Origin of the sequence: Thiomicrospira sp. S5 (genome assembly GCF_003991075.1) — a bacterium.
Lineage (GTDB): Bacteria > Pseudomonadota > Gammaproteobacteria > Thiomicrospirales > Thiomicrospiraceae > Hydrogenovibrio > Hydrogenovibrio thermophilus.
Genome location: NZ_CP014470.1, coordinates 1,292,688 through 1,307,903, shown reverse-complemented (window position 1 = coordinate 1,307,903; position 15,216 = coordinate 1,292,688). Strand labels below are relative to the sequence as shown.

Below are 15,216 nucleotides of genomic sequence, written 5' to 3'. Positions count from 1 at the left end.
TGCATTAAACGACCAAGCCTTCACAACAAAACCGGTTCGACCCATTGGGCCGCCCCGCCAAACGCCACATCTCCATTCAAATCGCTTTTTCTCTCATAAAAGCCCCTTTTGATTTGCTATAATCCCAAGAATTTCATAATTTAAATCGCGAGGCGATTCCCCTCCATTCCGTCCCGGAATTGGATGAACCGACCTCTTCGTAAACCCGATTAAAGACCGAGAAGACACAAACCAAACATGGAAAAGCATTTCGACCCTAAATCAATTGAAACAAAGTGGTATCAAACGTGGGAAAAGAGTGGCTACTTCAAACCACAAACCAGTACATCCGGCGACAGCTACAGCATTATGATTCCACCGCCGAATGTCACCGGCAGCCTGCACATGGGACATGCTTTTCAAGACACCATCATGGACACCTTGATTCGTTACCACCGCATGAAAGGTGACGAAACGCTTTGGCAACCCGGCACAGACCACGCCGGTATCGCCACGCAAATGGTGGTCGAGCGCCAACTGGCCGCACAAGGTTTGAGCCGACACGATTTGGGACGTGATGCCTTCACCCAAAAAATCTGGGAATGGAAAGCGGAATCCGGCGGCACCATCACTCAACAATTGCGTCGTCTCGGTGCCTCGCCCGATTGGAGCCGTGAGCGCTTTACCATGGACGACGGGCTATCCGACGCCGTCAAGGAAGTCTTTGTTCAGTTATACAATGAAGGATTGATTTACCGCGGCAAACGCCTGGTCAACTGGGACCCGATTCTGCACACCGCCGTCTCCGATCTGGAAGTGCTTTCCGAAGAAGAAATGGGCAGCCTGTGGCACATGCGTTACCCATTGACTGACGGCTCCGGACATTTGGTTGTTGCTACCACGCGTCCGGAAACCATGTTCGGTGACCAAGCCGTCGCGGTGCACCCGGACGACGAACGCTATCAGGCTCTCATCGGTAAAACCATTACCCTTCCGTTGGTCGGCCGCGAAATTCCGATTATCGCTGACGATTACGTCGAGATGGAATTCGGAACCGGTTGTGTCAAAATCACCCCGGCCCATGATTTCAATGACTACGAAATGGGTAAACGTCATAACCTGCCGATGCTGAATGTCATGACGGTAGATGCCGCCATGAATGACGAAGTCCCGGAGAAATACCAAGGCCTGGACCGCTATGCTGCCCGTAAACAGGTCGTCACCGACCTGGAAGCGGCGGGATTAATGGAAAAAATCGAGCCGCATAAATTGATGGTGCCGCGTGGTGACCGCTCCCACGCTGTCATCGAGCCATTTCTGACCGACCAATGGTATGTGGCGGTGCAGGAACTGGCCAAACCCGCTATTGATGCCGTGAAAAACGGCGATATCGAATTCGTCCCAAAGAACTGGGAAAACACCTATTTCGAGTGGATGAACAACTTACAGGATTGGTGTATTTCACGCCAAATTTGGTGGGGCCACCGTATCCCAGCCTGGTATGACGACAACGGTCAAGTGTATGTGGCACGCACCGAACAAGAAGCCCGCGAAAAATACCAAATCGCAGACGACACAACATTGCACCAGGATGATGACGTACTGGACACCTGGTTCAGCTCGGCCCTGTGGACTTTCTCCACGCTGGGATGGCCGGCCAAAACACCGGAATTGGAAAAGTTCCACCCGACATCGGTTTTGGTCACCGGATTCGACATCATTTTCTTCTGGGTCGCTCGGATGATTATGATGACATTGAAATTCACTGGTCAGGTACCGTTCAAACAGGTTTACGTGCACGGCTTGGTTCGCGACGGCGAAGGCCAGAAAATGTCGAAATCCAAAGGCAATGTTCTGGATCCAATCGACCTCATTGATGGCATCGACCTGGAAAGTTTGGTCGCCAAACGCACTACCGGCATGATGCAGCCGGAAAAAGCCGCTAAAATCGAAAAAGCCACACGAAAACAATTTGCCGACGGCATCGAATCTTACGGGACCGATGCATTGCGCTTTACGTTTGCATCGCTCGCCTCCACCGGCCGCGACATCCGTTTCGATTTGAATCGCTGCGAAGGCTATCGTAATTTCTGCAATAAGCTGTGGAATGCAACCCGTTACGTTCTGATGAACACCGAAGGACAAGATACCGGCTTGGACGACACTCAGGAAATCGAACTGTCGTTGGCCGATAAATGGATCGTGTCCAAGCTGCAAAAAGTGGAAGCCGACGTGGCGAAAAACTTCACGCAATATCGTTTCGACTTGGCGGCCAGCACCCTCTATGAATTCACCTGGAATGAATATTGTGACTGGTACCTGGAACTTTCAAAGCCAATCATCAATTCCGACTCGGCAACCGACGCTCAAAAACGCGGTACACGCCGGACGCTGGTGCGTGTTCTGGAAACCATTCTAAGATTATTGCACCCGATCACGCCTTACATTACCGAAGAAGCCTGGCAAACAGTCGCGCCTTTGGCAGGCAAAGATGGCGACACCATCATGTTGCAACCCTACCCAACCAGCAATGAAGCGTTGGAAGACGAACTGTCCGAAAAAGAATTGGAGTGGGTCAAACACGTCATCATGGGGGTTCGAAAAATCCGTTCTGAAATGGACATCGCACCGGGCAAAAAATTATCCATTCTGCTCAGCAACCTATCCGACCAGGATAAGAATTGGCTGAACCGGAACAAGGTTTTCCTACAAACCCTAGCCAAACTCGAAGACATTACCCTACTGGATAACGAAGACGAAGCGCCCGAGTCCGCGGTTGCACTGGTCGGCGAAATGAAAATCCTGATTCCGATGGCCGGGTTAATCGATAAAGACGCTGAAATGGCCCGTCTCGATAAAGAAATTTCTCGTCTGGAAGGTGAAGTCAAACGCTTCAACGGCAAACTGTCCAACGAAAGTTTCGTTTCCAAGGCACCGGCCGCCGTAGTTGAAAAAGAGAAACAAAAACTGCAAGATACTGAAATAGCATTGAAAAACTTAAAGGATCAATATGCAAAAATCAGCCAATTCTAATTCCAAAATGCGCCCTCTTCTCATTGCAGCCGGCCTGTCCGCTGCATTGCTTTATACAGGCGGTGCGCAAGCAGAATTGCAAACCGGCTATACCCACTATGTCACGGATTCCGTTGAAATTCCGCTTCGCAGTCAGCCGGGCTACAAGTACAAAATTCTGAGAATGGTACGCTCCGGCGCTGCTGTGACAATTTTGGAAGTCAACGAAGACGGCTGGGCCAAACTGCTGTACAAGCATAACGGTAAAGAAACCGAAGGCTGGATGCCGTCAATCGTACTGCAAAGCCAACCGATCGCCAAAATGCAGCTTCAAGAGAAAGAGAAAAAAATTGCTCGCATTGAAAAGCAATTGAATCAATTGAACTTGGAAAAAGAAACCCTTCAAAACCGTTTCAGTGATACCGATAACGAGCTAAAAGAAGTCAAGCAGCAAAACTTCGAACTCAATAAGCAACTGGAAGAGATTGAGGCGATTTCAGGGCAGTCCATTAAGCTCAATGAAGAAAACCAGCGCATGGTGCAAGAAATCGAACGCCTGAATAATGAAAACGCCATTATGAAAGAGCAAATCGATCAGGCGGAAGACGTGGTTCAACGTCATGGTTCCTGACCGGTGGCGGGGTATTGTTACTCGGCTTACTGTTAGGCCGCTTCTTCCGCATGCCAAATCGTAAAAACAAATGGAATACGCTATAAGCGCGTTTCAAAAGAACGCTTTATTGTGATCAAAACCGCCAGACCTGGCGGTTTTTTTATATCTTCTTAACGTGCATTTCCCCTTAATATAAGTCCTACCAGACATCGTTTACCTCAGTACGTCCTAAACTCCCTACATCCCAGATTAGACGTCCTTCATCAACAGGCAAACAAGTATCGTAAAGAACGGACCCCACAGAAAGCTTAAAAAAAAGCGAATGGACACGCGAGACCTAAAAAGCGGAAGGAAGAACCAAGAACCCAAAACTCGACCGGAAGAAGAAGGCGAAGAAGACAATATAAGCCGTTAAGATATAAATCCGAGGCAAAAAAAAACCCATCATAAAGACGGGTTTTTAGGAATATAAGCTTGGGGATGACCTACTCTCACATGGGACCTCCCACACTACCATCGGCGCTAAGACGTTTCACTACTGAGTTCGGAATGGAATCAGGTGGTTCCATCTCGCTATGGTCCCCAAGCAATTTGGTTATGTAAGTTGTCTATTAAACAGACAGCTCACTGAATTCGGAAAAATCTCTTAAGCTTTTCGAGTCAGCTTATCTCATGCTATCTCACATGATGTCACAATGCGCTTAAAGCGTTCTTAATACTAAACTCAAGCTCGAACACGTCTTCACGTCATACTTCGAGTCATTGCTCAAAAGTTACTTTTGAGTTGTATAGTTAAGCCTCACGGGTAATTAGTACTGGTTAGCTTCATCCATTACTGAACTTCCACACCCAGCCTATCAACGTCATAGTCTTTAACGGCCCTTAAGAAGACTTAAAGTCTAGGGAGAACTTATCTCGAGGCAGGTTTCCCACTTAGATGCTTTCAGCGGTTATCCTTTCCGAACATAGCTACCCGGCAGTGCCACTGGCGTGACAACCGGAACACCAGAGGTTCGTCCACTCCGGTCCTCTCGTACTAGGAGCAGCCCCTCTCAATTCTCCAACGCCCACGGCAGATAGGGACCGAACTGTCTCACGACGTTCTAAACCCAGCTCGCGTACCACTTTAAATGGCGAACAGCCATACCCTTGGGACCGACTTCAGCCCCAGGATGTGATGAGCCGACATCGAGGTGCCAAACACCGCCGTCGATATGAACTCTTGGGCGGTATCAGCCTGTTATCCCCGGAGTACCTTTTATCCGTTGAGCGATGGCCCTTCCACACAGAACCACCGGATCACTAGAACCTGCTTTCGCACCTGCTCGACGTGTCTGTCTCGCAGTCAAGCACCCTTTTACTCTTGCGCTCATTGCACGATGTCCGACCGTGCTGAGGGTACCTTCGCGCTCCTCCGTTACACTTTGGGAGGAGACCGCCCCAGTCAAACTACCCACCATACACTGTCCCTGAGCAGGATTCACTGCCCTAGGTTAGAACCTCAATAATATCAGGGTGGTATTTCAAGGATGGCTCCACAATGACTGGCGTCACTGCTTCAAAGCCTCCCACCTATCCTACACAGATAGTATCAAAGTCCAGTGCAAAGCTGTAGTAAAGGTTCACGGGGTCTTTCCGTCTAGCCGCGGGTACGCAGCATCTTAACTGCGAGTTCAATTTCGCTGAGTCTCGGGTGGAGACAGTGTGGCCATCATTACGCCATTCGTGCAGGTCGGAACTTACCCGACAAGGAATTTCGCTACCTTAGGACCGTTATAGTTACGGCCGCCGTTTACCGGGGCTTCGATCAAGAGCTTCGCCTAAGCTAACCCCATCAATTAACCTTCCGGCACCGGGCAGGCGTCACACCGTATACGTCATCTTTCGATTTTGCACAGTGCTATGTTTTTAGTAAACAGTTGCAGCCACCTGGTCTCTGCAACCCCCACTAGCTTAGAGAGCAAGTCTCATCACCGGCAGGGGCACACCTTCTCCCGAAGTTACGGTGTTATTTTGCCTAGTTCCTTCACCCGAGTTCTCTCAAGCGCCTTGGAATTCTCATCCTGACCACCTGTGTTGGTTTGGGGTACGATTCTTTATAACCTGAAGCTTAGAAGCTTTTCTTGGAAGCATGGCATCAACTACTTCGTCCAAAAGAGGACTCGTCATCAGTTCTCAGCATTAAGATCCCGGATTTGCCTAAGATCTCTGCCTACTACCTTAAACTTGCAACCATCAGCAAGCTAGTTTAGCCTTCTCCGTCCCTCCATCGCAGTTATAAAAAGTGCAGGAATATTAACCTGCTTCCCATCGACTACGCCTCTCGGCCTCGTCTAGGGGTCGACTAACCCTACGTCGATTAACGTTGCGTAGGAAACCTTGGTCTTTCGGCGAGGGAGCTTTTCACTCCCTTTATCGCTACTCATGTCAGCATTCGCACTCGTGATACCTCCAGGATGCTTACAAACACCCCTTCGCAGGCTTACACGACGCTCCTCTACCATGCCATAAATGGCATCCACAGCTTCGGTACACTACTTAGCCCCGTTAAATCTTCGGCGCAGGCCGACTCGATCAGTGAGCTATTACGCTTTCTTTAAAGGGTGGCTGCTTCTAAGCCAACCTCCTGACTGTCTAAGCCTTCCCACATCCTTTCCCACTGAGTAGTGTTTAGGGACCTTAGCTGGTGGTCTGGGTTGTTTCCCTCTTGACTACGGACGTTAGCACCCGCAGTCTGTCTCCCATGATTGCACTTGCTGGTATTCGGAGTTTGCAATGGGCTGCTAAGCCTTGACGGCCCGCTAGACCATAACAGTGCTCTACCCCCAGCAGTGAGACATGAGGCTCTACCTAAATAGATTTCGAGGAGAACCAGCTATCTCCGGGCTTGATTAGCCTTTCACTCCGATCCACAGCTCATCCCCGCATTTTTCAACATACGTGGGTTCGGTCCTCCAGTACCTGTTACGGCACCTTCAACCTGGCCATGGATAGATCGCCCGGTTTCGGGTCTACGCCATGCTACTAGTCGCCCATTTAAGACTCGGTTTCCCTTCGGCTCCCTTATTCAGTTAACCTCGCAACATAACGTAAGTCGCTGACCCATTATACAAAAGGTACGCAGTCACCCCGAAGGGCTCCTACTGCTTGTACGTACACGGTTTCAGGTTCTATTTCACTCCCCTCCAGGGGTTCTTTTCGCCTTTCCCTCACGGTACTGGTTCACTATCGGTCGGTAGAGAGTATTTAGCCTTGGAGGGTGGTCCCCCCATGTTCAGACAGAATTTCACGTGTTCCGTCCTACTCGAATAACACTTAATAAGATTTCGCATACAGGACTATCACCTTGTATCGTCAGACTTTCCAGACTGTTCTGCTATCTTAATAAATGCTTTAGGGCTGGTCCCCGTTCGCTCGCCGCTACTTGGGGAATCTCGGTTGATTTCTTTTCCTCCGGGTACTTAGATGTTTCAGTTCTCCGGGTTAGCCTCCCACAAGGGGATATCCATAAAGGATGGGTTTTCCCATTCGGAAATCCACGGATCAAAGCTTGTTTACTAACTCCCCGTGGCTTATCGCAAGTTACTACGTCCTTCGTCGCCTTCTACCGCCTAGGCATCCACCGTGTACGCTTAGTCACTTAACTATACAACTCAAAAATAACCTTGACCTTTTGTGTTGATCCATCATCTTTTAAATACATAAAAAACCATGTCTCAATCAAAGCCTATTTCGCTGCAATGACTAAAGTTTTACGCTGACATGTTCTCGCTTGAGTTTGTATCATCACACTTGCGTGTGTTTGAACTCTTTAAGATACATTGTTACCTTGGCATTCAAGCTGTTGGAGTTGCTTGAATGCCGGTCATACAGAATATGTCGGTATTCTGTATGTTTCTAACTACACTGTCGTGCGTCTTTTCAATTTAACTTTTTAAAATTGTTAAACCAAACGTGACGCTCGACAGTCACTTAGAGATTTTTCCTAATTGTTAAAGATCTATTTCTTTCTTCAGTCTATTGTCACCAATACGACTGTGAATAACCTCTGCTTTAGACTTAAAGTCAGAACCTATTCACAGGTGTAGTGGTGGAGCTATGCGGGATCGAACCGCAGACCTCCTGCGTGCAAGGCAGGCGCTCTCCCAGCTGAGCTATAGCCCCATTCATTGGTGGGTCTGGGTGGATTTGAACCACCGACCTCACCCTTATCAGGGGTGCGCTCTAACCAACTGAGCTACAGACCCAGGTCGTTCTCGTTTTTCTCAGTAATTCAGAGACAATTTATGTGAAAGCTAACTTAGGCTCGCGGCCGTCTTTGTCTTAAAGGAGGTGATCCAGCCCCAGCTTCCGCTAGGGCTACCTTGTTACGACTTCACCCCAGTCATGAATCACAAAGTGGTGAGCGCCCTCCCGAAGGTTAGACTACCCACTTCTTTTGCAACCCACTCCCATGGTGTGACGGGCGGTGTGTACAAGGCCCGGGAACGTATTCACCGTGACATTCTGATTCACGATTACTAGCGATTCCGACTTCACGGAGTCGAGTTGCAGACTCCGATCCGGACTACGAGAGGTTTTATGAGATTCGCGCACTGTCGCCAGCTAGCTGCTCTTTGTACCCCCCATTGTAGCACGTGTGTAGCCCATCCCATAAGGGCCATGATGACTTGACGTCGTCCCCGCCTTCCTCCGGTTTATCACCGGCAGTCTCTTTAGAGTTCTCAACTAAATGGTAGCAACTAAAGATAAGGGTTGCGCTCGTTGCGGGACTTAACCCAACATCTCACGACACGAGCTGACGACAGCCATGCAGCACCTGTCACTGCGTTCCCGAAGGCACCAATCTATCTCTAGAAAGTTCGCAGGATGTCAAGGGATGGTAAGGTTCTTCGCGTTGCATCGAATTAAACCACATGCTCCACCGCTTGTGCGGGCCCCCGTCAATTCCTTTGAGTTTTAATCTTGCGACCGTACTCCCCAGGCGGTCAACTTAGCGCGTTAGCTACGCTACTAACCTTTTTAATAAGGCCAACAGCTAGTTGACATCGTTTACGGCGTGGACTACCGGGGTATCTAATCCCGTTCGCTACCCACGCTTTCGCACCTCAGCGTCAGTTTTAGGCCAGGAAGTCGCCTTCGCCACTGATGTTCCTCCTGATATCTACGCATTTCACTGCTACACCAGGAATTCCACTTCCCTCTCCTAAACTCTAGATTGCCAGTATCGGATGCAATTCCTAGGTTGAGCCCAGGGCTTTCACAACCGACTTAACAGTCCGCCTACGCGCGCTTTACGCCCAGTAATTCCGAATAACGCTTGCACCCTCTGTATTACCGCGGCTGCTGGCACAGAGTTAGCCGGTGCTTCTTCTAAAGTTAACGTCACAGCTAGCCGATATTAGCGACTAACCTTTCCTCACAATTGAAAGTGCTTTACAACCCTCGGGCCTTCTTCACACACGCGGCATGGCTGCATCAAGGTTTCCCTCATTGTGCAATATTCCCCACTGCTGCCTCCCGTAGGAGTCTGGGCCGTGTCTCAGTCCCAGTGTGGCTGATCATCCTCTCAAACCAGCTATAGATCGTCGCCTTGGTAGGCCTTTACCCCACCAACTAGCTAATCTAACGCGGGCTCATCCTTTAGCGATAGCTTACAAGTAGAGGCCACCTTTACTCCGTAGAGCATATTCGGTATTAGCATACGTTTCCATATGTTGTCCCCAACTAAAGGGTAGATTCCCACGCGTTACTCACCCGTCCGCCACTCGACGCCCAAGATCGCCCTCCGAAGAGTTTGTTCTTGTCGTTTCCGTTCGACTTGCATGTGTTAGGCCTGCCGCCAGCGTTCATTCTGAGCCAGGATCAAACTCTTCAGTTTAATCTTTTTACTCGATTTTTTTGTGTGCTTGTCTGCACGAATTAAACACTCGAAATTAACAGGTACATGTTTCACATAAATGTGATTAACCATATACATAGTTGTCGAGATATTTATTTTTGGACAGCCACTTACCTAAGCAACTTCCACATAAATTATCTCTGAATTACCTGATTTTTAAAGAACTCTTGGTCTTGCTTTTCCTCAACTCAGTGCGCTGCACCCTGTCTCGGTAAGCCGCGTATTATAGGCGCTTGATTTTATTTCCGTCAAGCTTTTTTTACGCTTTTTTTTCTTCCCCGTTTCCGCTCAATTCAACTCCCTTTACAGGGTTGTTTTTGGCGTCTCCGTGAAAGAGATGCGTATTCTATAGCCTCTCCAGTTTTTTGCAATAGCTTTTTGCATCTTTTTTGAAAAAAATTTATTCCATGTCCAAAATCGAGTTGGTTTTCCCTTTGGACGGTTGCTCTAAATTAAGCGGTTCCAGGTTGAGCCCTTTGTCTTTGATCTTTGGGTCCTGGAAGGTGCCGGTCACTTCATAGCGATAAGTCACCAAGTCTTCATTCACAATTGGCACAATTTTCATTAAGGCATAAGCCGCGAGGCCCGCTAAAGGCGTCGCCACCCCGCTGATAGCAGCAATCGCGGGTAAGGTACTGCCGACCGCAGGCGTGATTCGAGCCGACAAATCCAATTCGTTTTTAACCAAATCGATTTCACCGGTGACTTGTGCCTTGGCCGCGGGCGCTTTCAGATTCAACTCACGCAACGCAAACGTACCCTGATAAAAGTCCCCTTGCCTTTAATGTCATCGTAAGCCAATCCGGCATCGGTCACATCTTGGATATTCAGCTTTAAACGCCGCGCCAACGACTCAAAACTAAGTAACCCCAAAATTCTCGCCAGGCCTGGTTCGGCATCTTTGATCACACCGTCTTTAAACTCAAACGCCAGATCGCCCGTTAAGCGTGCTCTTGAAAAACACGGATAACTACCCGGCCATTGCAAATTAGCTTCAATCCAGGCTTTATCCCCTTTGAAACCTTTTCGCACCCCAATAAATTCTACCAATGCTTCCGCATTACGACTGTCAATCGACGCCTTGAGAAAACTTTTGTTTTCGGCTTTGTCATAACGGAAAGTTCCTTTAAAGGGTTCTTTCAATTGCGTCGGTTGCACCACGATGTCATTGACCAACATTTCCGAAGCATTATCCAGCAGTACAAAGTCGGCTCGGGCCAAATAACGATCATTAATTTGAATGTTTTTACCTTGGAACGTAATCTTGGTATTTTCTTGCGACTTGATCTCCGATTTCGGGCACGGTGCTTCCACACGTGTTTCTTCGGGCGCCTTGGCATCGACCTTCAGTTTCAATTTATCCAGTGCCACGCTGTAATCGTTCGGAGCCGTTTGATTAATCACCATATCCATATTCTGATTATGAATTTGTGATCGAACGTAAGGCGAACCAGCCACCGACTCCCAGCTAACGGTAACGTCTTTCAAATGATAATCTGAGACATCAACGGTTTTAAACCGTATCGCCGACGGTAACCAACGTGTCGTTTCATTTTTCACTTCGCCTGAAACCTTCTCCCCACCACCGTCCTCCGGGAACCAAGCTTGTTTTATTTTTGGCCAGGCCTGCTGCCAGCCGGCCACATCCAGTCGATTAAAGTGCCCGTTCACACGCCATCCATCTTTCTTTAAAGCCAATGGCGATTCATTAAAAGCAATGGCTAAACGTTGCAACACCGCATCCTGAGTCGAATACAGGCCTTTCAGTGTCAGAAAAGAATCCACCGAAGCGGAAATCGCCAGTTGTTTTTTATCCTGCAAGGTCAACTGCGCTTCCAAAGTTTTAGGCCGGAGACGTCCATCAGCCAGCGCCGCTTCACTGAACGGCGCCGGCAAAGCACTTTTCATCGTGTTCAAGTCCAAACGCGCATTAATGTTCGGAAATTTGCCACCCTCAAATGGAATCGCAACCTCCACCTGCCAAGGTAAGTCGCCCGAATACAACGCTTCCTCATAATGCGCCTCACCGGAGGCCTTGATGCGAGCCACTTTTTGCTGCGTATTGACTTGAAGGTTCGCCGGGCCGTTTCCGAATTCGGCCGTCATGCCTTTTGAGTCGACACTTTTTTCCGTAAACGCCAAAGGTCCTGTCAACTTTTTAAAGGTGAAACGGTCAAACAAAGTTGCTTCCACGCCATGAAATTGAATGGTGCCATCAACGGTCTCTTCTTGCTTGGCATAACCGTGTACCGGAATCCAAATTTTCGGCAAGGATACGGAAACGCGCCCCGCCATCTTGACATCCTCTTTCAAAAAATCGTCAATACCGACCATTTTCGCCAACGGCGAACTCAGCACGAAACGCTTGGCGTCAGTCGCCGACGCTTCGGCCTGCCCGGCAATTTGCACGGCAATGTTTTTCGTATCCAAGTGATTGATATCCACCACCACATTCCGGGCTTCGGCATTTTGAAGCTTCGCCTTGTCGGCGGAAATTCGTAAATCATAAGGCGTAAACATCAAGTGCGCGGTGAACTTTTCCACCGCCGGCCAATCCGGTTGAAACTTCAATACGGTGTTGTGCACCACGCCCGTTGCTTTAAAGATGCCTTGCCCGTCTTTGAACGGAAAATCGTTTAAATCACCTTTCACCACCAGGTTCGCCGAGACTTGATCACCGGAAACCAGTGCCGTTTTCAACCATTTTTCCAAATCCGGCGTCATTAACTTATAAGGCAGATACTGCTTCACAAAACTCAACTGTTTTGGCTCGATGTCGACACGGCCGTCCACTTGGCCTTCAAAGTCCCCCTTGGCGGTTACCCAGACCGGCATACCGTCCAAAGTAAAATCCGCTTTCGGCACGGACCAGCCTTTTAAGCCGTCCAGAAACTGGAAGTGGAACCCTTTAGGTAACTGCATTTGAATCGGTTTATCGTGCACCATCGAGATGGTCCACTCGATAGGGAAATCGGTTTTCAACCAGACATCTTCGCCACGCTTTTCGACAAAAAGATTTTTCAGTGCCAGGCCTGGGAGGTTTTCATTTTCCGGTAAATCCAAACTCGGAACCTGTAACGTCAACGACGACAAGGCGAGTTTATTCAAATCCACGGAACCGTTCACGTTTTGCAGTTCGAGCGCTTCCAGGTTATCGCCAAACCCTTCGTAATTCAGGTTCGCCATCAGCACGTTGAACAAGGGTTTGACGACTTGGAAATTCAACTTTTGGGCTTCAAACGTCAGCGTTCTATTATCGGACAAACTCACAAAAATCGGTGAAACACTCTGCAAATAACGGCGTCCCAAACGAATGCGCTCCACCTCAAAGCGCCAATTTTCCAAGGCATCGCCTTTAAACTGATTCTCCGCCGTCCAGTTCAACGCCAAGCCAATGCTTTTCGGCAAAAGCTCATCATTTTGTGGCCACACCAAATCTTGCGCACTGGCTGTCACGTTCAACTTCGATAATTGCCCACGACGCATCTGAAGTTTCAAATCACCAAGCAACTCGCCGGTCGGTAACTTTTTCGACCAGGCCTGGGGCATCATTTGATATAAGCTTTCCAGAATCAAAGGGGTAAGCAGGTTGGTGTTCATTTCCCCTTCAGCCAAGCGCCCCCAACTGTCGGTGGCGAAATCCCCTTTCATTTGCATGCGCGACACATCACCTTGCGGGCTAATCAAACTGGCCACGCCGCCAAACGACCATTTCAACCCTCGATAAGTTTGAAAATTTTCAATCGCGACCTGCCCACTCGTCTCATTTTCCACTGGAACGTCAAAGACGATGTCTTTCAACGTCATTGCCCGCCATAACTTTGAAAATGGAATATTCAAGGAATCCAATTGAAAGGAACGGGGTTGAGCCCCCGGTTGATTCAAAGCCGTATCGGAAAAGGCAAGTTTCAGGCCGGTCACTTGGAGCTTCTGACCATAACTGACATCGTAAATAAAAGGGGAAAAAATATTGAAATCGCCTTTAGCTTCCTGCAAAGCAGCGGTGACCTCCGCATCACGATAACGAAGTTGCCGGATATCAAACTTGAGCCCCAGCCAATTTTGTTCGACGTCAATGCGCTCGACTTGAATTTGCGCGTCATTGAGCTTTTCGATGTAAGAGAAGAACTGGTTGGGCGCGTATTGCACCCAGGAAATCAACAGCCTGACCACCAGCAAGTAAATGACAAACAAGGCCAGTAAGAAAAAAGAAAGCTGTTGAAGCCGTCTCAACATCAGGAAATCACCACATCAAACTGCTCGATAAAGTAACCACTCTCGGCCTGGAACCGAATATTTTTATTTAAGAACGTTTCCAACTCGGCCACATTACTGGACGCTTCGTCCAGAATATAAGAAACCACAGGTTCGGATGCAATGACACGATAAAAATCGGCATCAAACGATTTCGCCATGCGCGTAATTTCACGAAACACTTCAAACGCAATGGTTTCAGGTGTTTTCACGGTACCGCGGCCATTACACATCGGACAGGGTTCACACAACACCCGTTCCAGGCTTTCGCGCGTTCGCTTACGGGTCATCTCGACCAAGCCGAGATTGGAAATTTCGGTAATTGAGGTTTTGACCCGATCTCTCGACAACTCCCGTTGCAAGGCCGAATACACCACCGATTTATGTTCGGCATCATCCATATCAATCAAGTCCAGAATGATGATTCCGCCTAGGTTACGCAACCGCAACTGACGGGCAATGGCTTGCGTCGCCTCCAGGTTCGTACGGTAAATGGTTTCTTCCAGATTTTTATGTCCGACAAATCCCCCGGTATTGACATCAATCGTCGTCATGGCTTCGGTTTGATCGATAATGAGATAACCGCCGGACTTCAACTCCACGCGTTTTTCCAAAGCCTGCTGAATTTCGTTTTCAATATTGTACAAATCGAAAATGGGTCGCTCGCCGGAGTAGAGTCCAAGCTTATCAGACAAATCCATCACATAGCTTTCCGAAAACTCGACCATTTTCTTGTAGGTTTCCGACGAATCCACTCGAATTTTTTCAATTCGATCAATCGGCACATCGCGCAAGATATGCAGATACAGCGGCAGATCCTCATAAATCAATGCCGATTTTCTGGCTTTTTTGGCTTTATCCTGTATCGACTTCCACAGACGCTGCAGATACACCAGATCTGCTCGCATCTCGTGAAAATCCGCGCCTTCGGCGACGGTTCGAACAATGTAACCACCCTCTGATTCCTGCACTTCGGGAATCGAGCTAATGACCTCCCGCAACCGATCCCGCTCTTCCGGGTCTTCAATTTTCTGCGATACGCCAATCATCTTTTCGTCCGGCATATACACCAACATACGAGAAGGGATCGTGACCTGCATCGTCAAACGTGCACCTTTCGAACTGATGGGATCCTTGACGACCTGAACCATCACCTGCTGCCCGGCATGCAGGAATTTTGTAATGTCTTCACAATCTTCATCAGCCTGTTTACCGATGGAACGTTTGCAAATATCCGATACATGCAAAAAGGCCGTCCGTTCCAGCCCGATATCCACAAAAGCGGCTTGCATGCCCGGCAACACCCGATCGACTTTGCCAATGTAGATATTACCGACCAAGCCCCGTTTGTTGGCCCGTTCAATCCACACTTCTTGCAAAGCACCGTTCTCGACCCAGGCAACCCGAGTTTCGGACGGCGTCACATTCACCAATATTTTTTCTTCGTTATACATGT

General features: G+C 48.7%; 5 protein-coding genes, 2 tRNA genes and 3 rRNA genes. 2 read left to right on the top strand and 8 right to left on the bottom strand.

All coding sequences use genetic code 11. The features are described from left to right. Positions 1-237: 237 nt before the first annotated feature. Both AYJ59_RS05870 and AYJ59_RS05865 read left to right on the top strand, forming a co-directional pair. Complete coding sequence (locus tag AYJ59_RS05870) at positions 238-3,012, top strand: valine--tRNA ligase (protein WP_127119549.1); 2,775 nt, start codon at positions 238-240, stop codon at positions 3,010-3,012. Beyond that, entirely contained in the window at positions 2,990-3,622 is a 633-nt protein-coding gene (locus AYJ59_RS05865) for a TIGR04211 family SH3 domain-containing protein (RefSeq protein ID WP_237260382.1), read from the top strand. The genes AYJ59_RS05870 and AYJ59_RS05865 overlap by 23 nt, the downstream gene beginning before the upstream one ends. A 454-nt stretch (positions 3,623-4,076) precedes the next feature. Here the strand turns inward: AYJ59_RS05865 and rrf are convergent. From rrf to rng, 8 genes are all read right to left on the bottom strand, one after another. Next, a 5S ribosomal RNA gene (gene rrf / locus AYJ59_RS05860) occupies positions 4,077-4,191 on the bottom strand. A 201-nt stretch (positions 4,192-4,392) separates the two neighbouring features. Further along, positions 4,393-7,250, bottom strand: a 23S ribosomal RNA gene (locus tag AYJ59_RS05855). Between the two features lie 442 nt (positions 7,251-7,692). Then, positions 7,693-7,768: transfer RNA gene (locus tag AYJ59_RS05850), tRNA-Ala, on the bottom strand. Between the two features lie 6 nt (positions 7,769-7,774). Beyond that, positions 7,775-7,851 (bottom strand) — tRNA-Ile (locus AYJ59_RS05845). Between the two features lie 78 nt (positions 7,852-7,929). Next, positions 7,930-9,485, bottom strand: a 16S ribosomal RNA gene (locus AYJ59_RS05840). The 16S, 23S and 5S rRNA genes sit together here with 2 tRNA genes alongside, the layout of an rRNA operon. 421 nt (positions 9,486-9,906) lie before the next feature. Continuing rightward, positions 9,907-10,254 carry a YhdP family protein gene (locus AYJ59_RS13150; RefSeq protein WP_127119548.1) on the bottom strand — a complete coding sequence of 116 codons (348 nt, stop codon included), beginning with the start codon at positions 10,252-10,254 and terminating at the stop codon, positions 9,907-9,909. Continuing rightward, positions 10,242-13,742: a YhdP family phospholipid transporter gene (locus AYJ59_RS13145; protein WP_127119547.1), complete on the bottom strand. Its 3,501-nt coding sequence runs from the start codon at positions 13,740-13,742 to the stop codon at positions 10,242-10,244. The genes AYJ59_RS13150 and AYJ59_RS13145 overlap by 13 nt, the downstream gene beginning before the upstream one ends. Then, on the bottom strand, positions 13,742-15,214 hold the full coding sequence (rng, locus tag AYJ59_RS05825; protein WP_127119546.1) for a ribonuclease G: 1,473 nt from the start codon (positions 15,212-15,214) through the stop codon (positions 13,742-13,744). The genes AYJ59_RS13145 and rng overlap by 1 nt, the downstream gene beginning before the upstream one ends. Positions 15,215-15,216 lie beyond the last annotated feature (2 nt).